This window comes from Parafrankia soli, assembly GCF_001854695.1.
Classification (GTDB): Bacteria; Actinomycetota; Actinomycetes; order Frankiales; family Frankiaceae; genus Parafrankia; species Parafrankia soli.
Genome location: NZ_MAXA01000224.1, coordinates 1 through 26,441 on the forward strand (window position 1 = coordinate 1; position 26,441 = coordinate 26,441).

Consider the following 26,441-nt stretch of genomic DNA (forward strand, 5'->3'; position numbering starts at 1 on the left):
TCTGCCTCATCGTTGGTCATCAGGGTCCCGTACAGGGCGTTACCCAGGAGGGCGCCGGACGCATACGCGTTGCCGAGGATCGCCGGATCCAGAGTACGCGGATCACTCAGCGTGAGAATCCGTCCTTCGCCACCCGCTACCGGCTCGCCCGAGGGCCCCGCGGACGTGGCGGGATCGCTGCCGCCGCCGCCACAGGCCCCCAGGAGGAGCGCCGCACAGCATGCGGCAGCGGTGACGAATAATCGCGTCCCACGATTCATCTTCCACCCTTCCATGGGCATGGGCGTCATCCCTGCCCTCCTGGATTTACCGGCGATGCCGTCTCGACACATCATCGGTGGTGGGACCGTGGAGGTCTTTGCGCATTCGGCCAACTCTTTGCCCGTAGCAGCCAAAGTCCGGCTCGTGATTCGGCGTCGACGATTTCGGGTCATCTGGGTGGATTTGTGATCATTCGCGAACGAGAACAGCAGGCTTCCTCTAGCCGCCCGGCCGCTATAGGCAGAGGCAGGCCCGGGCCCAGGGTGGTGTCAGGACCCTGTGCTGGCGCTACTCGTGGATGATCCCCGGCTCATCACGAGGACGGCGTCGCGGCGGCTTGTCGCGCCGAAGGGTGAGCCGCCGGTGGGGTTCTGGCTGCCGAAGATCCAGGTGGGCCCGTCGGTGAGGTGGTCGAGTGCCTGCTTCGCGACGTCGGCCGGGTCCGCGGCGTCGCCGTAGGGTTCACCTTTCGCGTCGAACACGCGGCGCATGGACGGGGTGTCTGTCCTGCCGAGCACGAGAGCGAGGACGTCGACGCCGCTGGTGTGCCATTCGGCCCAGAGCGCCTCGGCGAAGAGGAGATCGAAGGCCTTGGTGGCACCGTAGGTGGCGAGCGTCGCGCCGCCGGCCCAGGCCGCGCCGGAGGTCACCAGAACCAGGCCACCGCGCCGCCGGGCAACCATCGGGCCGCCGAAGCGGTAGGCGGCTTCGAGGACGCTGTCGCAGTTGCGGTGGATCAACTTCAGATGGGTGTCGAGGTCCTTGTCGAGGAAGAGGGTGCTGGTGTCGTCGCCGCCGGCGTTGTAGACGAACAGTCCGATTTCGAGGTCGGAGGTCGCGTCCGCGAGCGATGCGACGGTGCCTGGCACGCTGAGGTCCAGCGCGACCGTGCGGACCTCGACGCCGTGCCGGGCCCGTATCTCCTCGGCGAACGCCTCCAGGACGGGAACCCGCCGGGCGACCAGGACGACGTTCAGGCCCCGGGCTGCCATCTCGTGCGCGAACGCGGCGCCGACTCCGTCGGACCCGCCAGCGATGATGCCCCACGGTCCGTATTTGGCTGTCATAACTGTTGTCACCTTTCGATGGTGGATGGGTGGGCGGTCGACGGCGCCCCCAGCGGCCTCAGCGTCCCCGGCGGCCTCAGCGCCTCAGCGGTCAGGAGGTCGCGTGCTGCCTGCACGCAGCGGCGGGCACGTTCTTCGGTCGGCTCGCCTGCCTGGGCCGCGGAAAGCATCGGAACTTCGAGCCCGATCACGATGTCCGGAGGGAGTACGGCGAGGATGTCCCGTAGGGGGAGCTCACCCTCGCCTGGCACCATCCTGTTGATCGAGTCTTCACGGTAAACCGTGCCGCGCTGCTGGAGCGTGTTGTCGCTGAGCTGCGCGTAGGCGATCAGGGCGGGATCGACCGCGGCCAGGTCTGCCGGGGTGTGCCCGGACCGCGCCAGGTGCATGGTGTCGATGAGTAGCCGGAAGTCCGGGCGCGCGACGTGACGGACCGCCGCCAGCGCCAAGTCAAGATCCTTGATGGTCAGCGAAGGTGCGAACTCGACCGTCGTCTGCATCCCGCGTTCGCTGGCCATCTCGGCGAGCGTCCCGAACTCGTCATGGCTGCGGTCGAGGTCCGGGTCCATCGTGACGGTGTTGACCATCGCGACGCCGAGTTCGGCCATCACATCCAGATCAGCGGCGTAGCCGCGCATGTCGCTCCCGGGACGGACGACGAACCCCTCGCCGAGGGAGATCGACACCTCTCGCTCGCGCATCGCCGCGATCGTCCGTCGCCGCAGCGCGGCGTCGTCACGCAGTGAGAACGGCGGGTAGCCATGTGGGTTGACCGGGTTGCCGGAAAGCACAGCGGCTATGTATCTGCAACCGAGATCCGCGGCAAGATGCACGAACTCCACCGGCGGCAGCCCGAAGACGGTCTGATGCTCGATACCCAACTGTCCTGCGGTCGTCGACATCCGGGTGTCCGTCCGCATTCAGCTGGATCTCATGGCGGCGACGAAACGCTGCGCGACCTCGACCAGCCCGCTTCCCGGAGCGTCGCCAAGAAGCTCGGCCATCAGCGTGACGTCCTTGGTGAGCRTCAGATTCGCGGGCGAGTCCGCGAGACCGGCGAGGGAACCGGCACGCAACCGCACGCCCGAGGCTACACAGGCCGAGCTGCTGGTCGCCAGGACCGCCGCGAGTCCCACGGGGTCCACTCCGAGCGATTCCCCGGCTTTCATCGCGTCGTCCACGAGTGCGATCTGCGCGGAGAACATCGTGTTGTTGATGAGCTTCGCGTACGACGCCGCCCCGACCGCGCCCAGGTGCACGACATGGTTCGACAGCGCCGAGAGCAGCTCGGCGACATCGGCGAGCGTGTCAGCGTCACCGCCGATCATGATTGTCAGCTCGCCGGCCAGCGCCCTCGGTTGCCCGCCGCTCACCGGCGCGTCCAGGACACGTAGGCCGTGCGTCGCCGCCCGCCCGGCGATCCTGCGGATCTGTTCGGGTGCCACCGTGCTGTGGACGAGCACGATCGCGCCAGGGTTGAGGGTTTCGGCCAGACCGTCCGGTCCGAACATGACCTCTTCCACACCTGCCGCGTCAAAGACACAGATGCCGACGGCGTCGACCAACGCGCCCATCTCCGCCGGGGTGGCCGCGATGGCCACGCTGGTGCCGGCGAACGGTTCCAGCGAGGCCGGCCGCCGGGCGTAGAGCGTGAGGTCGTGGCCTTGCGACTGAAGCCGCTGTGCCATCGGCAGCCCCATGCTGCCGAGCCCGATGAATCCAGTCTTCACGGTGTCCTCGTCGTGGTAGCTCTCGGCGTACTGGTGGTCATGGTGTCCGGGCCGGTGCACCGGTCTGGCGGAGCACCTTCGTCTCGACGGCGTCGGAGGCCAGTACTGTCCCGATGACCCCGAGGTCCGCGCCTGTGCTGCGCGCGACCTCGCGGACCACGGTGACGTCCTTGAGCATGAGGTCCCCGATGCGCCCGGGGACCGCGTCGACCGACCCGCCGCTGGCGACGATCGTGAGGGCGCGGCTGGCGCCGCTGCCGTGCTGAACGGCCGCCAGGATCGCCTTCTCCTCGATTCCCAGCGAAGCCGCCAGGCGCACCGCGTCGACCGCGAGGCCGACCTGCGCGACGAACAGCGCGTTGTTGACGAGCTTGACCCGCTGACCGTTGCCCAGCTCCCCCACGAACATGATCGGCGACGCGTACGCCCCGAGGACCGGTCGCAGCTCGTCCAGCAGTGCCTCGTCGCCGCCCACCCACAGGGTGAGGCGGCCGGCGGCGATGTCGTGCGGGCCGCCCGAGAGCGCGGCGTCAAGGACTCGTATTCCCCGGTCCGCTCCCTGGTCGGCGAGCAGGTGCGCGCTCGCGGGGTCCGAGGTTGTGTGCTGGACGAGCGTCGCTCCCGGCCTCATGGCGGCGATGGCCCCGTCGGGGCCGAGGCACACCTGCCTGACCTGGTCGTCCCGGAGCACGACGATGAACACCGCATCCGCGTCATGGACGGTCTCCGCCACGGTCGCCGCCCAGCGCAGCCCGTCGGCCTCGGCCGCTGGCCTGGCCTCCGGGCGGCGCACCAGCACCGTGACGTCGTGGCCGGCGGCTGTCAGCCTGTCGAGTATCGGCCGGCCCATCCGGCCCGGCCCGACGAATCCGATCTTCATTGATCCTCCAGACGGCGTGCGTACTGGCGCTCGGCCGGCGGGTCGCTGCCGACAGGCCGGTCACCGAGGGCGGGTCAGTCGCCGCCGGCAGGCGGGCGTGGGGCAAGCATGGCGCGGTGTTCGGGGGTGCCGTCGAGGTTGGCATTGACCCGCTCGCTGATACGCCAGCCATGCGGTGTGCGCGTCCAGCGCCAGGTGTTCGCGGAGACGCGGGCGACCCAGAACCGGTCGGCGTCGGCATCCCAGCGGATGTTGAGCGCGTAGCTGCGGCCGGTCGCCTGGTCCCCGTCGATCACGATGTGCGGGACGGTCAGGACGTGGCCGCAGCCGCCCTGGATCAGGCGCTGGTGGCCGCCGTTGACCATGTCGACAATGGCGTCCCGGCCGCGCATCCGCAGGTGGGGAACGGCGTCGAAGGTGCCTTCTTCGGTCCACAGCTCCGCCGTGGCGGTCGCCGACCCGCTGTCGACGGCGGGCCCGTACTGGGCGACGAGCTGCATGATCTCGACCTGGTCCTCCAGCAGCCGGACCCTCGCCGCCAGCATCTCGACAGCGGCGCGCAGCTCCTCAATCTCACTCATCCATGACAGCCCTTCCGAAGGGGTGCGCTATCTGCGTGCGTCGGACGTCGGACGCGGGTGCCGGCCGAGCGGGGGCGGTTCAGCGCACGGCTCTGGTTCAGGGCACGACGACGATGCGGACGGGTCCGTTGGCGTCGCGGGAGGCGTTGAGCGCCTCGGCCACGCCGTCGAGCCCGACGGTCCGGCCGAGCATCGGTGTGACGTCGAGGTCGCCCGAGCCGACCGCCGCGAATGCCTCGTCCCAGTGCTGCATCGACGGGCCGCCCCCGAACTGGATGTTGATGCCTTTCCGCTTGGCGGTGAGGGTGTGCAGGTGATCGCCTTCCGGAGGCCCTCCCACCGAGAAGATCCGGGTGTTGCGCTCACAGCCCTTGATGATCGAATCCAGGACGCCGGGAATGCCGACGCACTCGAACACGACGCATCCCGGCAGGCCGGCGACCGTCATCAGTTCCCTCGTCGCCTCGGACGTCCCGTAGGCCACGTCACGCCAGGCCTGGTACGGGGACACCTCGGCGGGGTCGATGACCACGTCCGCTCCCATGGCCAGCGCGGTCTCGCGACGCGAGGCGACGAAGTCCACCGCCAGGATCGGYCCGACCCCCAGCCGCTTCAGCTGCGCGATCACGGACAGGGCGATCGCCCCGCAGCCGATGACCAGCGGCACCTCCTTCGTCGTCACCTGCGTTCGGGACGCGGCCGACAGGCCGACCGAGACCGCGTCGGCGATGCAGACGATCTCGTTCGGCAGCTCGGAGACCGCGACCCGGGTCATGGCCTCGTCGAGCAGGAGATACTCGCCGAACCCGCCGGGTGACTCCGGATTCTGGCCGATGATCTTCCTCCCGGTGGGCGTGGACAGCACCGGCAGCGAGCTCACCCGGGCGCCGACGGGGATCCGCCGCTCGGTTCCGGGGCCGTAGTCGACGACCTCTGCGCAGTACTCGTGGCCCATGACGATGTCGACATCGCGGTCGTAGGTCGACATCCCGCTGTCGTCGTCGACGCCCGCTTCCAGGTGATCCATGAAGTGGATGTCGGACGCGCAGATGCCGCACGCGAGCGACCGCACCAGCAGCTGGCCCGGCCCCGGCACCGGGTCGTCGATGACCCGGGCCTCGACGGCTCCCTCTCGCAGTACGGCTGCTCTCATCGGCTCTCCCTCGTCAGCGACCAGGACACGATCCCGTCACGGGACTGTAGTGACATCCAGCCAGTTATAGAAGACATCGTCCTGAAATTTTCCAGGAGATCATGTCCTGGAAGTTGCGGGAGTGGTGCCGGCTGTAACGCCGGGACCATACGATCGCGGGCATGGCAGAGCCTGCTCGCCGCCCAGGACGCCCACGTGACGCGAGCATCGACGAGCGCRCGCTGGCGGCGACCCGCGAGCTCCTCGTGGAACGCGGCTTCGACGCGACCACGATCCAGGCCGTCGCGGCACACTCCGGCGTGCACGCCTCGGCCATCTACCGTCGCTGGGGGTCACGGATCGAGCTGATCGAAGAAGCGACCTTCCCCGGGCTCAGCCCGCCGAGCGTGCAGCCGACCGGAGACCTCCGCCGAGACATCCGCCGGTTCGTCCGCGCCTACCTGGCAGCCTTCAGCGCCCCCGCGTCCCGCGCGGCCGCGGCCGGTCTCCTCGCCCACCACCAGGCGTCCAGCCGGCCCCGCCCGCCGGATCTCTACCTACGGGTCTCCGCACGGCCACAGTTCCAGGACATCCTCCGCGCCGCACCGCCCGGCAGCATCGACCCGGACGTCGATCCCGACGACGTCTTCGACATGCTGCTCGGCGCCATCCTGGCCCGTACCCTCCTGTCCGCGGCCACGGCACGGAGCCGTCCCGTGGAACGCACCGTCGAAATGATCATCAGATTGCTGCAGCCCCGGCCCGGCCACGCCGCCGACCAGGCCAGCCCGTACACCCAGATGCAGACCAACCACGGCACCGCCGGCCGGGGATAGCCTGCTGACCAGGGAAAGACAGGAAGGTAGCCGTGTCCAACTTCCAGGAAGACCACGCGCAGATCAGCGACGTGGTCGTCCGCTACGCCACGGGAATCGACCAACGAGACTGGGAACTGTTACGAACCTGCTGGACGCCCGACGTCGAGGCCGACTACGGCTCCTTCGGACAGTTCACCGGCGCCGACGCGCTCACCGAGGTCATGGCACGGACCCACGAGAACATGGGCCCGACGTTCCACCGCATATCGAACATCGCCATCAGGATCGACGGGGACCGGGCGGCTGTCCGGTCCTACGTCCACGGCGTCCTCCTGGTAACTCCCGACGATCCGGCGAACTGGGTCGATGTGATCGGTAGCTACGAGGACATCTTCCTCCGAACCACGGAGGGCTGGCGCATCAGCCGGCGTGTCGCCCGCACCGCCCGGACACTGACCGCCAGCACCACACCCCCGGCCGCACAGCTCGCCCCAGAATGATCCCTGGTCCGGGACCCCGCCAGGATGGCCCTGAACGAGCTTCAGGAGGCGGAGGCCGGCACCTGCCCCTCGATTCGCGCGAAGTAGAAGGCCATCGCGTCGGTATGGGTCGGGAACACGAGCTGCYGCGGCTCCGTGACGACCAGCCACTCGGTCGTCTCGTTCGTCGCGATCACCGGCGGTAGCTCGGCCCAACGCCGTTCCGGCAGGAGGCCGAACACCAGCAGGAACCGGCCGTCGTTCCCGCTGTGCACGTCGAACAGGCGGACATCCGCCGCCTGCTCGGTAATTCCCGTCTCCTCGCTCAGCTCCCGAACGACGGCGTCGCGCCAGGCCTCGTCCAGCTCCATGAAACCGCCGGGCAGCGCCAGCTCGCCACGGCCGGGGTCGATGTCGCGGCGCACCACCACCAGACCGCGTCCGCCGTCAGGTTCCACGACAGGCAGCAACGCCACCGCCACCGGAAGCGGATTGAGCCACGTTGTCTCACCGCAGCCAGCGCACACCCGCGGCCACGCCACATCAGGCTGATACTTCGTGCCGCAGTACGAACAGAACGAGTTCCGCATGACGCACGACCATATTCGGTCGGCGCCGGCACGCCTGCCGAACGCCTGCGCGGTTCACGGCGACATCCGGCCGCCCGCGTCGGGTTACCCGCCGCTCAGATCGCCGTAATCGTGGCGGGGGCACGCTCGGCGCGGCTGAACGCACGCAGGACGGCCGTGGGCCCGTGCCTGTGCACCGCGAGACGGGTCAGCAGGGCGATTACCGCGTCGGCGGCCGGGGCCGGCAGCTCCGGTGTCGGCACGCCCACACTTACCGCCAGGTCGTCCGAGTGCACGGCGATCTCCAGTGTCCGGGTGGTCAGGAAGTCGTCGAGGGACAGCACCATCGACTCCAGGCTCACGATCCGCCCGGCAGGCTCGGCTGGCAGCAGGTCGCGCAGCTCACCGATGGCGGCGTCGACCAGGGCCGCCAGCGCGCCCGGACCGTCCGCGGCCATCTCCTCGCTGAGGCGGCGGATGGTCACGTTGAGGTCGTCGTCCAGGGGCGCGCCGATCCACACCGCCTGGGTGGTGTAGTGGTCGAACAGAGCGACGGGTTCCTCGTCCGGTGGCTTTTCGGCGAGCAGCCGGGGAATGATGGTGATCTGCCAGGCCAGGTGCGCGGTCAGCCCGCTGACGCGGAATTCAGCCAACGCGCTGTCTGTTTCCCACGACGCGGCGACCGCCGGATCGCGCAGCAGCGCCGCAGCCGATGCGGCGACGTCCAGAAAAAGCTGCCTACCTGATGTCATACGGCCGATCCTCCCGCGACTTGCTTGCCAGCGGCACGCCCAGGAGTCGCCTGCGGATATCTCCTTCATTGACCGGCGACGGTGGCCGGCTGACGGCTGTGTCCGCGGACAAGCGCCACTCGCCGGACAACAATCATGGTCGCTGTCGGAGTCCTGACCGGCCTCGCCCCGCGGGTGGAGCTGGCGCACACGACGACTCCGCTCGGTGGGTGCGGTGCCCCTGGGGGCGCCGGGTCAGCCGAAGCCAGTCAGGATCAGGACGAGCCCGGCGTTGGTGAGGACGAGACCGGTCACCGCGGTAGCCTTGGCGCCCGCTGCCCAGCGGGCGGCGCGGGTGGCCAGGTGGTCCAGCGTCTGCGCGCGCGTGCAGGCCGTGGTCCCCTCGCCTGTGGGGTCGGCAGACAGGCGCAGGCGCGGGCCGTTGCCGCCGTCCCGGCTCACCGTCGCGACGACGAAGATGTGGGCGCCGGGCCGGACCCCGACCAGAAGGTTTCCGTGACAGAGACGTAACCGGAGTCGTGCAGCCCGGCAGGCTCCTCCCGGCTGATGTGCCGGTGCCTGTGGACCATCGGTCAGCCGCGCTTCGCCAGGTCGGCAGGCACGGCGAGCACGGGCTCGCACTGCCGTGGGAGGCCGGCACCGCCTGAGTCCACCCGGGGCAGCCGGCGGTCGAGCCAGCGGGGTAGCCACCAGTTCGCCCGGCCCAGCAGCGCCATCGTGGCGGGAACCAGCACCATGCGGACGATCGTCGCGTCGAGCACAATCGCCGCCGCCAGCCCGAGACCCATCATCCTGACCAGCGGAGAGGGGTTGGCGACGAAGCTGAGGAACACCACCGTCATGATCAGTGCCGCGGAAGTGATCACGCGACCCGTTCCCGCCATGCCACGGGCCACCGATTCGGCGTTGTCCCCGGTGGCGTCGTACTCCTCACGGATCCGTGAGAGCAGGAACACCTCGTAGTCGATGGACAGACCGAAGAGGACCGCGAAGAAGATCGTCGGCAGCGGCGACGCGATCAGGTACGTCCCCTCCAGGCGGAACAAACTCCCGAGCCACCCCCACTGGAACACGGCGACGACGACGCCGTACGCGCCGCCGATCGACAACAGGTTCAGCAGGGCGGCCTTCAACGGCAGCACGACAGACCGGAACACCACCATCAGCAGCAGGAACGACGCGGCCAGGATGGCGGCGATGAAGATCGGCAGGGTGTCGGCGAGCTGCCTGGTGAGATCGTCGGTCAGCGCGGTCGTCCCCGACACCGCGACGTTGCCGGGGACGAGGTCACGGATGCGCGCGAGGGTCTCCGACGTCGCGGTGTCCGCGGGGGCCGTGGTGGGGAGAGCGTGCAGCACAGCCGTGTCCCCGGCGGGAGAGATCTGTGGGTCGCCGACCGTGGCGATGCCGGTGTCCGCGGCGACGCGCCCGGCCAGCGCGCGGACGGTGTCGAGGTCCGCGCCCGGCCGGCGCAGGTCGGCGACGAGCAGCAGGGGGGCGTTCACCCCTGGGCCGAATCCCTCCGCCAGCAGGTCGTAGGCACGGCGGTGCGTGGTGCTGGTCGAGTCGTCGCCGGCGTCCGGGAAGCCCGTCCGCATCCACAGCGCCGGCGCGGCCAGCACGAGCAGCACCGCCGCGGCGACGAGCAGGTACGGCCACGGCCGGCCGGAGACGCGGTGGGCGAGGCGCCACCAGGCCGTGTCCCGGGGATGCCGGGCGGCGCGCCTGCGCCCCAGGACCCGCCCCGCGTCGATGCGGCCGCCGAGCAGCGTGAGCAGCGCCGGCAGAAGTGTCAGGGCGCTCGCCACGGCGAACAGCACTACCAGAGACGTACTGAGACCGATCGAGGCCAGGAAACCCAGACCGGTCAGCACGAGGGCGAGCATCGCGACGACGACGGTGCCCCCGGCGAGCAGGACCGCGGTGCCCGACGATCCCATCGCGTTCGAGAGCGCGGTGGGATCGTCCTGGCCGGCCGCGCGGTTCTCGCGGTAGCGGGCCACGACGAACATGGCGTAGTCGATGCCCACACCCAGACCGATCATCGCCCCGATCGTGGGGGCCGCCGAGGACACGTCCATGGCGTTGGCCAGCAGCACGATGCCACCCACCCCGGCGGCGACGGTCACCAGGGCGAGCACGATCGGGACGAGTGCGGCCACGATCGTGCCGAACGCGACGACCAGCACGACCAGCGCCGCCAGCAGGCCCACCATTTCCGTGCCCGAAGTCGCCGCCTCGGCGTTGATGAACGCGGCGTCGCCGCCGAGCTCCGCCACGAGACCGGCGTCCCGCGCCGGCCGCAGCTGGTCGGTGATCGCGGCGAGGGCCTCCGTGCCGACCTCCGTCACCGGCACGTCGAAGGTGATCTCGGCGAAGCCGATGCGTCCCCCGGGCGACACGGTGCCGGCGGTGAACGGCTCGGTCACGGTGGCGACGTGCTCCACGCCCTCGATGCGGGCGACCGCCGCGGAGACGGCGTCGCGGTGACGCTCGAGTCGCTGTCCTTCCGCCACGGCGAACACCGCCAGGGCGCTGCCCCCGGCCGCCTCGGGAAAACGTTCCTCGAGCAGCTCCATCGCGTTCTCGCTCTGGCTGCCCGGAGCGACGAGGTCGTCGGCGAAAGGGCCGCCGACCGCACCGGCCAGAGCCAGCAGAAGAGCGGCGACGACCCCCCAGACGGCGATCGTGAGCTTTGGCCGGTGCGCGGCCGCGTCCCCGATGCGGCGGGTGAACTGTTTCATGGCTGGTTCTCCTGAGAGCGGCGTCGCGTTCCGTTCCTGCGCCGCTCCACTGTGCTTGTCGGCATCCCGGGTCGTCGCCCGCCCACGGAGGGGTTCGGTGCCCCGCCGGAAGGCGGTCGCACGGCGCGGATTCGGGGTTCCTCTCCGCCTCACGGGGGAGGCCGCATTACGCCTGGAGGCTGGCGACTACTCTTCCGGCCTCGCCTACCGTGAGGCGGTGCCCATTGCGAAACCGCGGCCGCCAGCCGTGAACCGCGCTGAGAAGTGACGGTGAACCGCACGGCGCCGCCCTTCCGGACGCCACCAGAGAACGCTCCGGGGCGGTTTCGGGGTCCTTTCGCCCGCTGGCCGCGCGCCGCGGACGCCGGCCTAGCCCTCGCGTCCTTCGTCATGACGGTGTTCGTGGTGGACGGGCCCGGCGACACGCTGTTGTTTCGTTCGATCGGTGACGCCCCGATCCTCGTCCTCGTGGGCTGCGCCGTGGCCAACCCGGCGCTGTACTGGCGCAGACGAGCGCCCCTGCTCGTGCTGGGCGTGGCGCTGACCACCTGGGCCGTGCTGCTCGGCGGCGGTACCACCCATCTCGGCTGGCCCACGATCATCGGCCTGTACGCGGTGGGCCGTTACGCCGCCGTGGACTGGCGGGGACCCGCGGGAGCCGCCGCCGCAACCGCGCTGGCCAGCGTCGACGGTCTCGACGATCCGGGCCCCTGGTGGCAGGTGCCCGTCTTCGGCAGCCTCGTGATGTTCGGGGCCTGGTATGTCGGACGCCGTGTGCAACTCCGCGGGGACCGTGCCGCGCAGCTCCGGCGGGAACGGGCCGCCGAGACCCGCCGGATCGTCACCGACGAGCGGACCCGTATCGCACGGGAGCTGCACGATGTCGTCGCCCACCGGGTGAGCCTCATGACGGTGCAGGCCAGCGGGGCCAGAGCCGTCGCCGCCGAGGACCTGGCGGCCGCCCTGCGGGCGATGGAGGCGGTGGAGGAGGCGGGGCGCCAGGCGCTTGAGGAGCTGCGCCATCTGCTCGGCGTCCTACGACCGGAGACCAGCCCCGACGATCTCGGGCCCCAGCCCAGCCTCGCGGAACTGCCCCGGCTCATCGAGCAGATCCGCCGGGCGGGCGTGGATGTGACGCTGGCCACGGACGGACTGCCGGCCGGGCTTCCGGCCCGCCTGGACCTGTTCGCCTACCGCATCATCCAGGAGGCGCTCACCAATGTGCTCAAGCACGCCGGCCCCGGCGCACCCGCCACGGTCAGCCTGGTCACCGAACAGAACGGCCTCGTCATCGAGGTCCGTGACGACGGGCGCGGCGCCGCCGCGCTCGAGCCGGGTGCCGTCCGCGAGGGCCTGGGCGGCCACGGCATCATCGGCATGCGGGAGCGAGCGCTGCTGCTGGGCGGGAGCCTCGACGCGGGACCGGCCGCGGGCGGCGGGTTCCGGGTGGTCGCCCGCCTGCCGATCGGAGGGAGTCCCGCATGAGCATCCGCGTCCTCATCGTCGACGACCAGGCGCTGGTCCGCGGAGGCCTGGCCATGGTCCTGCGGGTACACGGCGACATCGAGGTCGTGGCCGAGGCCGGGACCGGGCTCGAGGCGATCGAGGTGGCGCGACAGCATCGTCCCGATGTGATCCTCATGGACATCCGGATGCCGGCGATGGACGGACTCGAAGCGACCTCGAGAATCCTCGCCGAGGCCGACTGGGACGTGCGGGTGCTCATCCTGACCACGTTCGATCCGGACGAGTACGTCTACCAGGCACTACGCGCCGGCGCCAGCGCCTTCGTGCTCAAGGACATCCCCGCCGACCAGCTCGCCGGCGCTGTCCGCACGGTGGCAGACGGCGGCGCGCTGCTGGCACCGTCGATCACCCGGCGTCTCATCGGGCGGTTCACCGAGCGCCGGGCTGTCGGCTCCGCCCCCTCCCGCCGCGTGGAACGCCTCACCGACCGGGAGCGTGATGTGGTGGTCGCAGTCGCCCGGGGGTCCAGCAACTCGGAGATCGCCCAGGAACTCTTCATCGGACCCGCGACCGTCAAGTCGCACGTGTCGAGCATCCTCACCAAGCTCGGATTGCGCGACCGTACCCAGGTTGTGGTCTTCGCGTACGAAAGTGGACTGGTCGAAGCCGGCGACCATGACATCGGCCGATGAGTCCGGACCGACGGTAGCTCGCGCAGCTCGAGCTGCCGGTCGTCGGCGGAGCACCGCGGTCAAAGATGCTGAACATAGCGAAAACCACTTTTTTCTTTTCCTTCACGCAGCCCCATCACGGCCAGCGACTGATTGCGTGGCGACCGTTCGAGCCAGCACGTCAGCCGGTCGGCCTCGGCTTCCGACGGCGGAGCGTGCCTCGCCGTGCCGACGAAGAGCGGGAGCTTGGCCGCGGCTGCGCGGACCTCCTCCTCCGCATCCAGGTCGAGAAGTCCTGCGCTGTGCCACAACATCGCCAGCGCTACCAGCTCGTCCCGGTAGTCGAGGCTGTTGCGGCTGGCCACGCCGATCGCGACCAGGCCGGCACGGAGCAGCTCCGGGTCACGCCGCCGGACCGCGAACGTGGCCGCGCGCCACGCGAAGACCCACAGCGCCTCCCAGCCCACCCGCGGCGTCAGGGCACCAATCAGCTCGGGGAACCGGTCAAACGCCTCAACCTCACGCAGCAACGCGGCAATCTCGCCGTCGACGGGATGCGGAGAAAGTAATTTTCCGTAGTCGCCGTAGTCCTTCGGCGTCTCGGTGAGGCATCGAATATTCAGGGGCGGCGGCGCCGAGCCGGTACTCACCTCAGCAGTGTCCCAGACGGCTGGCCGCAACGAGAGCATTCTCGATGTTGGCTGTCACCGTCTCACATCATGCTGACAGGCATGGGCCTCCAGCATGCCAGTCCGGCGTCGGCGACCACGCCCTCGAGGCCAGGGATCTCCCGATCCCCCACACCGCTCTGTTCGATTATGGCTGGCGCCAAATCACCGACGACACCCTGGCGTGGCTGGCCCACCAAGGCCACTGAGACTCGTTCCGCGTTCGACAGGCCGCGGAGCGCGCCTCGCTTATTTTGTGGCTCATGACGCAGGAGTTCGATGCCGAGGTCCGGCGGATGATTCGGGCGAACGAGGCGAACTGGGACGCCCGCACCCCGGTGCACGTGGCGAGCGCGTTCTACGGCCTCGACGGTAGCAGGAAACCATTCGACTGGTTTGCGCCGTTCGAATGGGAGGACCTCGGCGACCTGGCGGGCCGGGACGTCGTCCATCTGCAGTGTCATCTCGGCACGGAAACCATTGCGTTCGCACGCCGAGGCGCCCGCGCGGTGGGACTGGATTTTTCCGGAGAATCCGTCGCACGGGCGCGGGAGATCGCGTCGCGGGCCGGCGCCGACCTACGGTACGTGCGGTCTGACGTATACGACGCGGCGGGCGTGCTGGGCCAAGGTTGTTTCGATGTCGTCTACACCGGCAAGGGTGCGCTGTGTTATCTACCCGATCTGCCCCGGTGGGCCGCCGAGGTCGCGTGTCTGCTGCGTCCCGGTGGCCGGCTGTATCTGGTGGAGTTTCATCCGCTGTTCAATGCGCTGGGTCCCAAGCCCCCGCCGGGCGTCGGCGAGGAACTGCTGCTGCGCCATGACTACCTGGCGGGCCGGGGCCCGATCGAGCGCGACGCGACCTACACGTACACCGACGGCCCCGCGCTGGGGAGCGCGACGGTCGCCTATGAATGGACGCACGGTCTCGGCGAGGTGATCGACGCGCTGGTCGGGGCGGACCTGACCGTGACCGGGCTGAGGGAGACCGACGCGCTGCCGTGGCCACGGTGGAAACGTATGGTCCGCGGGGAGGACGGCTGGTGGCGGCTACCCGGAGACGGATCCACGTGTGCCGCTGCTGTACGCACTGAAGGCCATTAGGAAGGCGTGACAGCGGACTGTGGGTTCATCCCTTCCTGAGGGGAACCGGACCGGGGCCCGCTGCGTCCAAGGGCCATGGCGATGATGACGCTCCGCGGCGCCCGCCTGGTGGCCGCCGTCGTACCCCTGGTTCTCACGGCCGCGGCCTGTGCCGGGGCCGCCGCCGACGTGCGGGACAGCGTCGTCGGCGGCAGCGCCGCCGCCGGTGACAGCCCCGGCACCGGTGCCCGCGCCGACACCGCCGTGCTGCGGGTGGACTGGGTCGGCGGCTTCGTGACACCGGAGATGCTGGCCACCCGGCTGCCGATAGTGGCCGTCTACCCCGACGGCCGGGTCATGAGCGAGGGTCCGCAGACCCTCACCTATCCGGGGCCGGCGCTGCCGAACATCCAACTGAGGCGGATCTCGGCCGCCGATGTGCGGAAGCTTGTCGACCGCGCGGCCGCGGCCGGCGTCGGCGCCGAACAGGACTTCGGCCAACCACCGGTCGCGGACGCACCGTCGACCCGCTTCACCCTCCGAACCGCGGCCGGCGTCGAGATGCAGGTGGAAGCACTTTTCGAGGCGGATGGCCACGGGCTGACAGCGCAGCAGCAGTCCGCGCGGCGAGCAGCCCAGGAGCTGTTCACGGCACTCACCGACCTGCCCACCGCGCTGGGCCCGGGTGCGGTCAGCGAATCCGAGTCGTACATTCCGGCTGCGGTGGCCGCGATCGCCTCCCCCTGGGTCGGAGACTGTTCCTCGCCCTCCGAAGCGGCCGTTCCGTCCGGCAGCGGCCTTCCGTCTGGCGGCACCGCTCCGTCTGGCACCGACGTTCCGTGCGGCGGCGGTACCGCGGGTACGGAGCGCGTGTGGCCCGGGCCGGCGCTGCCGGGCGAGCCGGTCGGCGGAGGCGTCGATCTGAGCTGCGTGACAGCCAGCGGTGAGGAGGCTACGAATCTGCTGGCGGCGGCGCGTACGGCTGTGACCACCACACGGTGGACGTCCGACGGCAGGCAGTGGAGGGTCGCCTTCCGCCCGCTGCTGCCAGGCGAGTCCGGATGCGCGGACCTGCGTGCGGCCGGTTGATCGACCCCCACCCGACGGTCCGGACGGGATCGCCCAGGCGGAGACAAGGCGGTTCTGCCCATCTCCGAGCGAGGACCGAGGGGTGGCGGCACGCTCCTTGCCGTACAACCATGTTCATGGTTGACGGCGGGGAAGCGGGTTGGCGGCGCACCAGACGCTGGATGTGGTTCCTCGCGGGAGTTGCCGCCGCCTTCGCGGTTTTCGGGGCCGTCCGGAGCGGCGTGCTGGAACGATCTGTCCCGCGAAACTCGATCGCCGCGCAGGAGCGAACAGGTCATTCTGGCTCAATGACCACGGGCACCGTGAAGTTCTACAACGCCGAGCGGGGGTGGGGAGCGATCTCCTCCCCCGACCTGCCGCCTGGGTTCGACGCGTGGGTTGGCTTCAGCATGATCGAGATGGACGGGTACCGCTTCCTGGAGGCCGGCGACCGCGTCGAGTTCGACTACGAACAGGTCCGGCAGGACAGCTTCCGCTACCGCGCGACCCGCGTCCGCAAGCTCTGACAGGTGCCCCCACCTGCGCTGATGCTGGTCGCGGGCCGGCCCCGCCCCTTCAGGGATGACCTGCGTCATCACCGGCCCGTGGGGCGGCGCCGTCTGACATGTCAGCGGCCGCGGGTGCGGGGGGCGACGCGGCGGGTCGGCGGGGCGGTGGTCGGGTCGTCCGGCCAGGGGTGGCGGGGGTAGCGGCCGCGCAGCTCCGAGCGGACCTGCGGGTAGCCCGTGCGCCAGAACGACGCCAGGTCGCTCGTCACCGCCACCGGGCGTCCCGCCGGCGACAGCAGGTGGAGCACCAGTGGCGCGCGGCCGTCGGCGACGACGGGTACCCGCTCCCAGCCGAACACCTCGGCGATCTTCACAGCCAGCACGGGGCCGGCCGCGCCGCTGGTGCCGCTGTAGTCGAGGCGCACCCGGGAGCCGCTGGGCACCGCCACCCGCTCGGGCGCCAGCTCGTCCAGCCGGGCGGCCTGTGGCCAGGGCAGTAGCCGGCGCAGCGCGCGGCCGGCGTCGATGCGCTCGAGGTCGGCGCGGCGCCGCACGCCGTCGAGGTCCGGACCGAGCCAGTCGGGGGCGGAGTCCAGCAGGGCGGCGTCGGTGACGTCGGGCCAGGGGGCGCCGAGCACCCGGTGGCAGAACGCGAGCCTGTCCCGCAAAGCGAGCGTGTCGGCGCTCCAGCGCAGCACGGGGAGACCCGCGTCGCGCAGCCCGTCGAGCACCGCGGCCCGCAGCAGGGACGGGTCGGGCCTGGTCACCGGGCGCTCGGTGCGGATGATCGCGCCGAGACGCTCGAGTCTGCGGGCGACGATGTCGCCACCGGACCAGGCGACCTCGTCCTCGGTGCGCAGCAGCGCCGCGCCCGCCTCCCACGCGGTGGCCGCGTCGAGGGTGACGGCCAGCCGCACACGGGCGGACGTCCGGCCGGGCCCGCGGTCGGCGACCGCGATAGCGAGCCACTCCGCCCCGGCCAGCGCCGAGCCCGCGGCGAGCTCGGCGCCGGTTCCGCCGGCCATCAGATAGCTCGCCCCGCCGGGATCACGGGCCCGCGCGAGCCGTTCGGGGAAGGCGAGGCCGACCACGAGCCCCGCCGCGAGATCGTCGGTCATCCCACCCGTTCCCCCGGCCGCGGGCCCGGCAGGCCCAGCCGGCCCGGCGGGTGTGGCGTCCGCGGCCGAGCGCAGCCGGCGGGCCTCCTCCCGCCAGCGGACGGACGCGGCCCGGTCGGTGTCGTTGCGCAGGCGGCGCCACGCGGCGACGAGGTCGTCGGAGGGGCCGCCCACCGGGCCGTCCCCGGAGAGCATCGCCACGACCTCCGCGGCCCGCCGCGCGCCGACGGCCCGGGTGCCGTCGAGCAGTGCCCGCGCGAGCCGCGGATGGGCCCCGACCTGGGCGATCGAACGTCCTCGCGGGGTGACCCGGCCGGTCTCGTCGACAGCGCCGAGGGCCCGCAGCGAGGCCCCGGCGGCCTCCATCGCGCCGACGGGAGGGTCGCTGAGCAGCGGCAGGCCCACGCCGCCGGGATGGCCCCAGACCGCCAGCTCCAGCGCGAAGCCGGTCAGGTCGGCGACGCCGATCTCCGGTTCCGGCTGGGCGGGCAGCCGATCGTGCTCGGCGGCGGACCAGCAGCGGTACACCCGGCCTGGCGCCTCCCGGCCGGCCCGGCCCGCGCGCTGCCCGGCGGACGACCGTGACACCCGCACGGTGACCAGCGAGCCCAGCCCGCGGGCGTGGTCCATCCGCGGGGAGCGGACCAGGCCGGCATCGACGACGACCCGCACGCCGGGCACGGTGAGGCTGCTCTCCGCGACCGCGGTCGCCAGGACGACCCGGCGACGCGGACCGGCGCGCAGCACCGCGTCCTGCGCCCCACCGGCCTGGCGGCCGTGCAGGGTGAGCACGTCGACCGCGTCCCGGTGCCCGGCGAGCCGGCCGGCGACGGCGGCGATCTCACCGGCCCCGGGCAGGAAGACAAGCACATCCCCGGACGTCTCCCGCAGCGCGCGCCCGACGGTCGCGGCGACGTGGTCGAGCAGCCGCGGGTCGACCCGCAGGCCGTGCGCCGGGGCGATCACCCCTGGTGGGGGCGCCCAGACAACCTCGACGTCGAACATCGAGGCGTCCGTCCCGACGACCGGCGCGGGCTGGTCGGGCGCGCCGAGCATCGCGGCCAGCCGCCGGGTGTCGGCTGTCGCGGAGGCGGCGAGCAGGAGCAGGTCGGGGCGCAGCGCCGCGCGGACGTCGAGCAGGAACGCGAGCGCCAGGTCCGCGTCGAGGTGCCGCTCGTGGCACTCGTCGAGGATGACCGCGTCGGTACCGGGTAGCTCGGGGTCGCGTTGCAACCGCCGGACGAGCACTCCTGTCGTGACCACCTCGACCCTGGTGGACGGCCCGACCCTGCGCTCGCCGCGGATCGTGTAGCCGACCGCGCCACCCACCTCGCCCCCGCCCACACCGCCGCGACCCACAGCATCAGCGCGAGCCCCGGCACCACCCGCCACACCACCGCCGGCGAGGGTGGCCATCCGCCGTGCCGCGGCGCGGACGGCGATCCGCCGCGGCTCGACGACCAGTACCCGACCCGGGACGTGGTCGGCGAGCGCGAGCGGGACAAGCGTCGTCTTGCCCGTGCCGGGCGGGGCCACCAGCACCGCGGCCCCGCCGGCGGAGCGCGACCCGTGCTCGTCACCACCGGTCAGCGCGGCGACGAGCGCCGGCAGAGCGGACCGGACGGGCAGGTCCGCCCCGGCGACCGTGAGGTCGGGCAACATGCGCCCAGTGTCCTCGGATCAACGCGGCTGAGGGCGGCGCGGCCCCGGGCTGTGGATGACCGTGTGGCGGAAGACCAGGCTGTGGAGAAACGGGCTGCCGAAGCGCGGGCCGCGGCAGACCGGGCGGCAAGCGGGCGGCGAGCGGGCGGTGCCCGCACCGAGGTGCCATCCGTTTCGGTTCTGGGGCCATCCAGCATCTTTCGCGGGGCGGGCGGGTCGGTCAGGCTTGGTGGCATCCCCGTCGGGTGATCGTCGTCGTTCGCCGCCCGGGGCGCCGCCCGGAACAACCCCGAGGGCGTCGCCCACCCGGATCCGGTTCAACGGCGAACAACCGAACCACGCAGTGAAGGGGAACGATGACCGACCTCACTCCGGTTGACCGCGAAACATGGCTCAGCGAGGAGGAACGGCTTTCACCTCGATACCGGATCGACATGCCGGTTCTTCCCTATCAGCGTCGCGCGAGTGAAGGTCCGGACTGTATCGAGGTTTCCCGGGATTCACCGCTCGACCTCCGGCAGGCCGCCGAGATGTTCGGAAACGCGGCCAAGCGGGAATGCGGCTACGATTTTCCGCTCGCCCGGGCGTTGAACTTCGGGGAGCAGCGGGTGTGGCTGCTCTCCGCCCCGCGGGTGAACGCGGTCAGCTTCGTGGCCGCCGGCGCCGTCGCTTTCAAGCTCATGGACGGGGTGTGGGAGCTCAGGTGGATGTACGTCCACCCGTTCGAGCGGGGAAAGCAGGTGATCGACTTCTACTGGCCGAGATTCGTGGCGCTGTACGGCGACTTCACCGTTCAGCCGCCGGTCACGGCCACTGCCCAGGCGGTACTGAACCGCCTGGGCTGGACCGCGCACGGCCCCCGATCCGCGGCATAGACAGGCCGACGGCCTCCCGACCGTGTCCCGGCCGCGTTCCGGCGGCGGGCCGGCGGTGGGCCGGCGGTGGGCCGGCGGCGTCAGCTCGCGGGTGGCACCGGGTGGTTGGCCCGGATCACGTCGGCGGGGTCGTAGGCCGCCTTGATCCGGGTCAGCCGACGGTGGACGTCCGCGCCGAACAGCGCCTGCCCCGGCTTGGGCCGCTCGGCGAAGTTCAGGTAGCACCCGCCCGTCGACCACGGTGCGAGCGAACGGTGGACGGCATCGACCGCGGCTGTCACCGCGCGGGTCGCCTCCTCGGTCGGGGTCATGCCGGCGGCGAACACCGCGAACGCCGCGTCGATCCCGTCGACGGCCCCGCCCGCCATCGCGCCGGGTCGCAACGCGCCGCCGAGGTGGCGCAGCTCGAGCGACAGCAGGGCCGGCCCGTGCGCGCGGGAGACGTCCACGAACACGTCGACGGCCTGTTCGGGCAGCTCGCCGAGCAGCATCCCGTCGCCGTGCGCGGGGACGGGGCCGGGCGGGTCCATGTGCAGCAGCCCGAGCTCACCGACCGGTGTGGGTTGGAACGTGTCCAGCTCGGGCTCGAGGGCGCGCAGCGGGGCGAGCAGCTCGTCGGCCTGCCCCACCGAGAGCTGGCAGGCGGCCTCGACGACGACGTACGAGCGGCCGGACAGATGCGGTGGCAGCTCCGGTAGCGGCGGGAAGTGCAGGATGCGGCCGACGGAGGCGACCTCGTCGGGCACCGACGGCAGCCACTCCCGCCACGCCCGCAGCACCTCCACCGCGCGCTCGGCCGGGAAGAACAGCACTCCCGCGTACACCTGCGTGATCGGGTACAACCGGAACTCCAGGGCGGTGACGACGCCGAAGCTGCCGCCCCCGCCGCGCAGCGCCCAGAACAGGTCGGGGTCGTGGTCGGGGTCGACCCGGCGGAGCGCGCCGTCGGCGGTGACGACCTCGATCGCGACGACGCTGTTCGCGGCCAGCCCGTGTGAGCGGYCCAGCCAGCTGAGTCCACCGCCGAGCGTGTAGCCGGCGACGCCGACGTCCGGGGCCGATCCGGCGAGCGCGGCGAGGCCGTGCTCACCGGCCGCCGTGGTGACGTCCGCCCACTGCGCGCCCGCCTCCACCCGGGCGAGCCGCGCGCGGGCGTCGATGTGCACGCCGCGCATGGCGGACGTCCGCAGCAGGATCGAGCCGGCCAGGTCGCCCATCGGCCCGGCGTTGTGGCCGGTCGACTGGGCCGCGACGCGCAGGCCGAGCATGCGGGCGATGTTGACCACCATGACGATGTCTCGGACGGAGGCTGCGACGACGACCGCGGTGGGGCGCTGGTCGACGGCGAGGTGCCAGGCCTGCCGGGCGGCGTCCCAGCCGGTGTCGCCGGGGCGCAGCAGGCTGCCGTCGAGGTCGGTGGCGAGCAGGTCGAGTGCGGAGGCGGCGGGAGGCGCGATGGTCATGAGATTTCCTCCAGTGACAGGAGCGCGAAGGACGACGAAAAGCGAAAGGCGAAAGGCGAACGAAGACGATCAGGAGCTGGGCGGGTGGTGATCAGACGGCGGCGGGAGTGCGCAGCGCGACGCCGGCGAGCCGCTCGAGCTGGGAGATCTCGGCCGAGCAGGGGGCGATGACGATCTCGTCGGCACCGGCGGCGGTGAACTCCTCGACGCGGCGGGCGACGGCGTCCTCGTCGGTGGCGGCGGTGCCGGCGATCCAGCCGGCGAGGTCGGCGCCGAGCCAGGAGTAGTAGTGGCCGATCGCGCCGGCGGCGAGTTCGGGACCGTCCTCGCCGAGCGCGGCGTAGAAGACCGCCATGGTGCGCGGCGTCCCGGGTCGGCCCGCCTCCCGCCAGGCGCGGTGCACGGTGTCCACACCGGCGGCGAACTGGTCGGGAGTGCCGACCATCATCGTCCAGCCGCCGCCGTGCCGGGCCGCGCGCGGGCCGGCCAGCGCCGCGTCGCCGCCGATGAGCAGCCGGGGCCCGCCGGGCCGGGCCGGGGCGGGGCCGATGCCCCACTCCCCGTTCCAGATTCCGCGCAGCTCGTCGAGCTGCCGGTCCAGGCGGGCGCCCCGGCTGCGGAACGGGATCTCGCAGGCGGCGAAGTCGTCCGCGCGCACGCCGACGCCGACGCCGAGGGTGAGCCGCCCGCCGCTGGCCCGGTCGATGCTCGCGGCCTGCTTGGCGAGCAGCGCCGTCCGGTGCTGCGGGGCGATGAGGACGTTGGTGACGAGCTCGACGCGGCTGGTCACCGCCGCGGCCATCGCCAGCGCGACCAGCGGGTCGACGCTGTCGTACACGACGCGGTCGATGACGGCGACGGAGTCGAATCCGCATTCCTCGGCGCGGCGCGCCCAGGTCGTCACCGCGTCTCCCGGTGCGCCGGGGACAGCATTGGGAAGGGCGATTCCGAGCTTCATGATGTGCTCCCGTGGTGGGGGTCGCCGTCATCGAGAAGCCTGCTGCCGTTCGCCGACCGGACCCATCCCGCGAATCGCGGGACCTCCGCGAGCGCACCTCCCCCGGTTCGATGGCCGGCCTTTCACCGACCCCTACAGATGGGGGGTTGTCGCCCCGCGCCCGCCGACCGCACACTTGCCACGCGGACGCGTCCGGGCGGTGCGCGTGGCCAACGGGGGGAAACAGTGCGCGGGTCGACGTCGACAGTCGAGAGCCAGCTGTCATCGCTGGCGGATGTCTGCACGAAAGCCGAGACCTGCGAAGGGCTGTTCGAGGATGTCTCGAACCGGCTTCGCCGGCTGGTGCCCTTCGACGGGGCGGGCTGGTTCGCCACCGACCCGCTGACCGTCCTTGCCACCAGCCCGGTCCGGGTGGAGAACATCGAGAACAGCCGATGCGAGTCGTACTGGGAACGCGAATGCCTCGTCGAGGACGTCCTGCTCTTCCGTGATCTCGCCCGTTCCGAATCGGGCGTCGCGACGCTTTACACGGCGACGGACGACCAGCCCGCCCGCAGCGCCCGGTACCGGGAGTTCATCGCCCCGCAGGGCTACGGCGACGAGCTGCGCGCCGCGTTCCGGTCGGGCGGGAACACCTGGGGCGTCGTCGACCTGTACCGGGACCGGGCCCGGGGCTCGTTCACCGCGACCGAGGTCGAGCTCGTCCGCACGCTCATGCCGGTGATCGCGGCCGCGCTGCGTGCCTTCACCACCGCCGTGCCTACGCGGCCCGCTGCCGCGGGCGCGGCCAGCGGTCCGGGCACCGCACTGTTCGACACGTCGGGGACGCTGCTCTCGCTCGACGAGAACGCCGAGCGGCTGTTCGCCGAGCTCGCCGGCCCGTCCTGGGCGTTGCCCTCGGTGTCGATGACGCCGGTGCTGGCCGTGGTCGCCCGGGCCGCCGCCGTCCACGAGGGCCGCGACCGCGGGCCCGCCGCCGCGCGGCTGCGGGCGGTCTCCGGACGCTGGATCTCGATTCACGCGTCCTGCCTGCGCCAGCCGAACGGCCGGCCCGGCCCCACCGCGCTGACGATCGAGCCGGCGAAGTCGGCGCAGATCGCGCCGATCATCGTCGAGGCGTACTGCCTGACCGTGCGCGAGCAGGAGATCACCCGGGCGGTCGCCCGGGGCCTGTCCAACCAGGAGATCGCCGCCGAGCTGTTCCTGTCACCGCACACCGTGCGGGACCATCTCAAGGCGGTCTTCGCCAAGGTGGGCGTCGGCAGCCGCGGTGAGCTCGTCGCGAAGCTGTTCGCCGAGCACTACGGGCCGGCCCTGCACGACCCGGCGGCCGCCATCACGCACGTGCAGTACTGACCGGAGCAGTCCCGACGGCCGCACGACCAGTCCGGCGCCGACACCGACACCACCGCTGCCGCCGCTGCCGCCGACTCCGCCGACTCCGCCGACGATCATTCGCGGGACGGCGCTCGTGGTTCCACCACACACGAAAGCGGCCTGGCCGGCACCGCACGGATCACTCGTGTGATGCCGGCCAGGCCGGTCTGTCAGGGTGCGACCCGCGAAAGGCGGGACGTCCTCAGGCTGCGAAGGGCAGCTTCAGCGCCTCGGCGAGGTTGCCGCCCATCACTCGGGCGATGTCCTCCTTGGGCAGGCCCTCGAGCTCGTTCACGTAGGAGACCGGGTCGGACATCCCCTCGGCGTGCGGGTAGTCGGATCCGAAGACGACCCGGTCGACACCCAGGAGATCGATGAGGCCGCGCGGGTTCTCCTCGTGGAACGGGTGGATCCAGACGTTGCGCTTGAGCACCTTCAGCGGGTCCTCGTCGTACAGCTTCGGGCTGTGCGCGTACGAGGTGCCGACGGCCTCGACGAAGGGACGCACCCACCCGGAGCCGTTCTCGACGGGCAGGATCCGCAGGCTCGGGAACCGCGTGAGGAGTCCGTGCCCGATCAGCGAGGCGACGGTGTCGAAGATGCCCCGGCCCTGGAGGTGCATGATGTCGAGGAAGGCGGACGGCGAGGCGAACGGGAGGTGCTCACCGTCCTGCCGGCCCTCCCACATGTTGTAGTAGCGGGTCAGGCCGTCGTCCGAGGAATGCAGGCCGACGGTGATGTCCGCCTCGACGACCTTCTGCCAGAACGGGTCGAACTCGGGCAGCGCGAACGACCGGAAACCCTCGTAGCCGGGCACGGGAGCCGGCCGGATGAGGATGATCTTCGCCCCGCGCTCGAGAATCCACTCGAGTTCCTTGATGGCCTCGCTCACGATCGGCAGCGTGATGACCGGCGTGGCGAAGATGCGGTCCTCGTAGTTGAAGCTCCAGTGCTCGTGCATCCACTGGTTCAGCGCGTGGACGACCACGTGCGTGGCCTTCGGGTCCATGCGGAGCCGGTCCTCGAGCAGGCTCGCCAGCGTCGGCCACATGAGTGCCCGGTCGATGTTCAGCTCGTCCATCAGGGCGAGGCGGGGCTCCGGGGAGAAGAAGGCCTCCGGGGAGCGGATCGGCTTGCCCATAAGCTCCCGGGTCGACTTCCCGTCCGGGTTGCCGTTCTTGAAGTAGTCCTCCCAGGCGCCCGGCCGCGCGACGACGCTGAAGGTCGGGTTCGGGATGTACTCGGAGATCACACCCCTGACCGCGATCTTGTCACGCCCGTTGACCTGCACATACTTGATCAGGCCGGCGTATTCCTCGGGGAGGAACTTCGTGAACGCGTCGGGTGTCTCGTACATGTGGTTGTCGGCGTCGAAGACGGGAAAGTCGACTTTGGTCGCGGGCACGTATTCCTCCGTACTGGCTGGCCGAACCACTCCAGCCGAATGCCACGAGACAGCCGCACGACTACCCCGGCACGGCATGGGGCCGGGACGCACGACTACCCCCTTACGTCATCACTGACCTGAGGCGAAATTACCACTTATTGATATCGACGTCAATATTGTCTGGATGGCTGTCCCGGGACGGGTCGCAGCGCCCGCCCGAGTCCAGCTGGGCGGCACCGCCGGCGGCGCGCCGAGATCCAGACCTCAGGCGTCCGGCGGAGCCGAGGGCGGGAACGTGACGGACAGCGGGCAGCGGCCGTGAGCCGTGAGCCACGAGCCACGAGCCACGAGCCACGACGGACAGCGAACAGCCACGGGCCGCGAGCTTCCAGGAACAGTGCGAAGCCGTGAACCGCGGCGGGCGGGAGGCGCCGGAACGCCGGGGCCGCGGTCAGACGCCAGGACGCCCGGTCGCGGTCAGGCGCCGCCCGGGCTCGACGGACTCGGCTGGTCGGCGCCCTGGAGCAGGCGGGCCGGGAAACCGCCGCGGCTGATCGGGCTCCAGCCGTCGACGCGCAGCCGCAGCAGCACCTTGCCCTGCCGGACCATCGCCTGGCGGTACTCATCCCAGTCGGGATGCTCGCCGCTGATGCTGCGGTAGTAGTCGACGAGCTCCTCGACGGCCGCCGGCTGGTCGACGACGGTGATCGTGCCGTCCACCTGCGCCCACTCCCCGTTGAACTCGTCCGACAGCACGAGGAGGGAGGCGCGCTCGTCACGGCGGGCGTTGCGGACCTTGGCCCGCTCCGGGTAGGTCGCGATCACGACGTCGCCGGATCCGGACACGCCCATCGTCACCGGTGACGCCTGCGGTCTGCCGTCCCGGCGGGTGGTCATGAGGATGCCGCGGTGCCGGGGACGGATGAAGTCCAACAGGGCGGCACGGTCGACGACGACGTCTCGCGCGGCGGTCGGACTCACCCGGCCATCGTAAGACCCGGGGGCGGTCCGGGCCGCTGGAGAAGCGCTCGGCCTCATCGCTGCCGCGCGTTCCGAGCGCGGTGCCTGCTCGCTTTCCGGGCGCCTCCGGGCGGCGCGACCAGGCGTCCAAGCCGCACGGCCA

25 protein-coding genes and 1 pseudogene are annotated in these 26,441 nt (G+C 71.4%); 9 read left to right on the plus strand and 17 right to left on the minus strand.

All coding sequences use genetic code 11. The annotated features are described in order from the left end of the window. From BBK14_RS39325 to BBK14_RS20550, 7 genes and pseudogenes are all read right to left on the minus strand, one after another. Window positions 1-281 (minus strand): annotated as a pseudogene (locus tag BBK14_RS39325) (ABC transporter substrate-binding protein); the annotation flags it as partial. A gap of 249 nt (window positions 282-530) precedes the next feature. After that, window positions 531-1,328, minus strand: coding sequence for an SDR family NAD(P)-dependent oxidoreductase (locus tag BBK14_RS20525; RefSeq protein ID WP_071064890.1), 798 nt, complete (start codon window positions 1,326-1,328; stop codon window positions 531-533). An 8-nt stretch (window positions 1,329-1,336) separates the two neighbouring features. Continuing rightward, complete coding sequence (locus tag BBK14_RS20530; protein WP_241831703.1) at window positions 1,337-2,230, minus strand: sugar phosphate isomerase/epimerase family protein; 894 nt, start codon at window positions 2,228-2,230, stop codon at window positions 1,337-1,339. Window positions 2,231-2,248: 18 nt separating this feature from the next. Then, on the minus strand, window positions 2,249-3,058 hold the full coding sequence (locus tag BBK14_RS20535; protein WP_071065040.1) for an NAD(P)-dependent oxidoreductase: 810 nt from the start codon (window positions 3,056-3,058) through the stop codon (window positions 2,249-2,251). Between the two features lie 37 nt (window positions 3,059-3,095). Continuing rightward, the gene (locus tag BBK14_RS20540) at window positions 3,096-3,938 is read right to left on the minus strand and encodes an NAD(P)-dependent oxidoreductase (protein WP_071064891.1); all 843 of its coding nucleotides are present in this window, start codon (window positions 3,936-3,938) and stop codon (window positions 3,096-3,098) included. 74 nt (window positions 3,939-4,012) lie between these two features. Then, window positions 4,013-4,519 (minus strand): nuclear transport factor 2 family protein, encoded by a 507-nt coding sequence (locus BBK14_RS20545; RefSeq protein WP_018503932.1) that lies wholly within the window; start codon window positions 4,517-4,519, stop codon window positions 4,013-4,015. 97 nt (window positions 4,520-4,616) lie between these two features. Then, a complete protein-coding gene (locus tag BBK14_RS20550; RefSeq protein ID WP_071064892.1) occupies window positions 4,617-5,672 on the minus strand; it encodes a zinc-binding dehydrogenase in 1,056 nt (351 codons plus the stop codon). Window positions 5,673-5,833: 161 nt separating this feature from the next. Between BBK14_RS20550 and BBK14_RS20555 the strand changes: the two genes are divergently transcribed. After that, window positions 5,834-6,487: a helix-turn-helix domain-containing protein gene (locus tag BBK14_RS20555; RefSeq protein ID WP_116430120.1), complete on the plus strand. Its 654-nt coding sequence runs from the start codon at window positions 5,834-5,836 to the stop codon at window positions 6,485-6,487. A 32-nt stretch (window positions 6,488-6,519) separates the two neighbouring features. After that, window positions 6,520-6,969: a nuclear transport factor 2 family protein gene (locus BBK14_RS20560; RefSeq protein ID WP_071064894.1), complete on the plus strand. Its 450-nt coding sequence runs from the start codon at window positions 6,520-6,522 to the stop codon at window positions 6,967-6,969. 41 nt (window positions 6,970-7,010) lie between these two features. Here the strand turns inward: BBK14_RS20560 and BBK14_RS20565 are convergent, their stop codons facing one another. From BBK14_RS20565 to BBK14_RS20580, 4 genes are all read right to left on the minus strand, one after another. Beyond that, window positions 7,011-7,424, minus strand: coding sequence for an NUDIX domain-containing protein (locus tag BBK14_RS20565; protein ID WP_241831704.1), 414 nt, complete (start codon window positions 7,422-7,424; stop codon window positions 7,011-7,013). A gap of 209 nt (window positions 7,425-7,633) precedes the next feature. After that, window positions 7,634-8,269, minus strand: coding sequence for a maleylpyruvate isomerase N-terminal domain-containing protein (locus BBK14_RS20570; RefSeq protein WP_071064896.1), 636 nt, complete (start codon window positions 8,267-8,269; stop codon window positions 7,634-7,636). Window positions 8,270-8,503: 234 nt separating this feature from the next. Next, window positions 8,504-8,710: a hypothetical protein gene (locus tag BBK14_RS20575; protein ID WP_071064897.1), complete on the minus strand. Its 207-nt coding sequence runs from the start codon at window positions 8,708-8,710 to the stop codon at window positions 8,504-8,506. A gap of 131 nt (window positions 8,711-8,841) precedes the next feature. After that, the gene (locus tag BBK14_RS20580) at window positions 8,842-11,013 is read right to left on the minus strand and encodes an MMPL family transporter (RefSeq protein ID WP_071064898.1); all 2,172 of its coding nucleotides are present in this window, start codon (window positions 11,011-11,013) and stop codon (window positions 8,842-8,844) included. 270 nt (window positions 11,014-11,283) lie between these two features. On the opposite strand from BBK14_RS20580, the gene BBK14_RS20585 reads away from it, so the two are divergent. Continuing rightward, entirely contained in the window at window positions 11,284-12,498 is a 1,215-nt protein-coding gene (locus BBK14_RS20585; RefSeq protein WP_241831705.1) for a sensor histidine kinase, read from the plus strand. Further along, the gene (locus tag BBK14_RS20590) at window positions 12,495-13,172 is read left to right on the plus strand and encodes a response regulator (RefSeq protein WP_071064900.1); all 678 of its coding nucleotides are present in this window, start codon (window positions 12,495-12,497) and stop codon (window positions 13,170-13,172) included. Before BBK14_RS20585 ends, BBK14_RS20590 begins: the two co-directional genes overlap by 4 nt. Window positions 13,173-13,231: 59 nt before the next feature. On the opposite strand, the gene BBK14_RS20595 is transcribed toward BBK14_RS20590, so the two are convergent. Then, window positions 13,232-13,801: a hypothetical protein gene (locus BBK14_RS20595; protein ID WP_071065041.1), complete on the minus strand. Its 570-nt coding sequence runs from the start codon at window positions 13,799-13,801 to the stop codon at window positions 13,232-13,234. Between the two features lie 281 nt (window positions 13,802-14,082). On the opposite strand from BBK14_RS20595, the gene BBK14_RS20600 reads away from it, so the two are divergent. The 3 genes from BBK14_RS20600 (at window position 14,083) to BBK14_RS20610 (ending at window position 16,496) form a co-directional block, all read left to right on the plus strand. Further along, on the plus strand, window positions 14,083-14,922 hold the full coding sequence (locus tag BBK14_RS20600; RefSeq protein WP_241831706.1) for a class I SAM-dependent methyltransferase: 840 nt from the start codon (window positions 14,083-14,085) through the stop codon (window positions 14,920-14,922). 81 nt (window positions 14,923-15,003) lie between these two features. Next, window positions 15,004-15,990, plus strand: a complete 987-nt coding sequence (locus BBK14_RS20605) for a cold-shock protein (RefSeq protein WP_083391141.1) — start codon at window positions 15,004-15,006, stop codon at window positions 15,988-15,990. Window positions 15,991-16,277: 287 nt separating this feature from the next. Continuing rightward, complete coding sequence (locus BBK14_RS20610; protein WP_071064901.1) at window positions 16,278-16,496, plus strand: cold-shock protein; 219 nt, start codon at window positions 16,278-16,280, stop codon at window positions 16,494-16,496. A 101-nt stretch (window positions 16,497-16,597) separates the two neighbouring features. On the opposite strand, the gene hrpB is transcribed toward BBK14_RS20610, so the two are convergent. Beyond that, the gene (gene hrpB, locus BBK14_RS20615) at window positions 16,598-19,258 is read right to left on the minus strand and encodes an ATP-dependent helicase HrpB (protein WP_071064902.1); all 2,661 of its coding nucleotides are present in this window, start codon (window positions 19,256-19,258) and stop codon (window positions 16,598-16,600) included. A gap of 530 nt (window positions 19,259-19,788) precedes the next feature. Between hrpB and BBK14_RS20620 the strand changes: the two genes are divergently transcribed. Continuing rightward, window positions 19,789-20,133, plus strand: a complete 345-nt coding sequence (locus tag BBK14_RS20620) for a hypothetical protein (protein WP_131802367.1) — start codon at window positions 19,789-19,791, stop codon at window positions 20,131-20,133. Window positions 20,134-20,213: 80 nt separating this feature from the next. On the opposite strand, the gene BBK14_RS20625 is transcribed toward BBK14_RS20620, so the two are convergent. Then, a complete protein-coding gene (locus tag BBK14_RS20625) occupies window positions 20,214-21,596 on the minus strand; it encodes an FAD-binding oxidoreductase (protein ID WP_071064904.1) in 1,383 nt (460 codons plus the stop codon). A gap of 91 nt (window positions 21,597-21,687) precedes the next feature. Further along, complete coding sequence (locus BBK14_RS20630; protein WP_071064905.1) at window positions 21,688-22,554, minus strand: LLM class flavin-dependent oxidoreductase; 867 nt, start codon at window positions 22,552-22,554, stop codon at window positions 21,688-21,690. A 906-nt stretch (window positions 22,555-23,460) separates the two neighbouring features. On the opposite strand from BBK14_RS20630, the gene BBK14_RS42315 reads away from it, so the two are divergent. Next, complete coding sequence (locus BBK14_RS42315) at window positions 23,461-23,910, plus strand: helix-turn-helix transcriptional regulator (protein ID WP_420849179.1); 450 nt, start codon at window positions 23,461-23,463, stop codon at window positions 23,908-23,910. Between the two features lie 223 nt (window positions 23,911-24,133). Here the strand turns inward: BBK14_RS42315 and BBK14_RS20640 are convergent, their stop codons facing one another. Then, window positions 24,134-25,336 carry an amidohydrolase family protein gene (locus BBK14_RS20640; protein ID WP_071064907.1) on the minus strand — a complete coding sequence of 401 codons (1,203 nt, stop codon included), beginning with the start codon at window positions 25,334-25,336 and terminating at the stop codon, window positions 24,134-24,136. A gap of 459 nt (window positions 25,337-25,795) precedes the next feature. Continuing rightward, entirely contained in the window at window positions 25,796-26,299 is a 504-nt protein-coding gene (locus tag BBK14_RS20645) for a PPOX class F420-dependent oxidoreductase (protein WP_071064908.1), read from the minus strand. Window positions 26,300-26,441 lie beyond the last annotated feature (142 nt).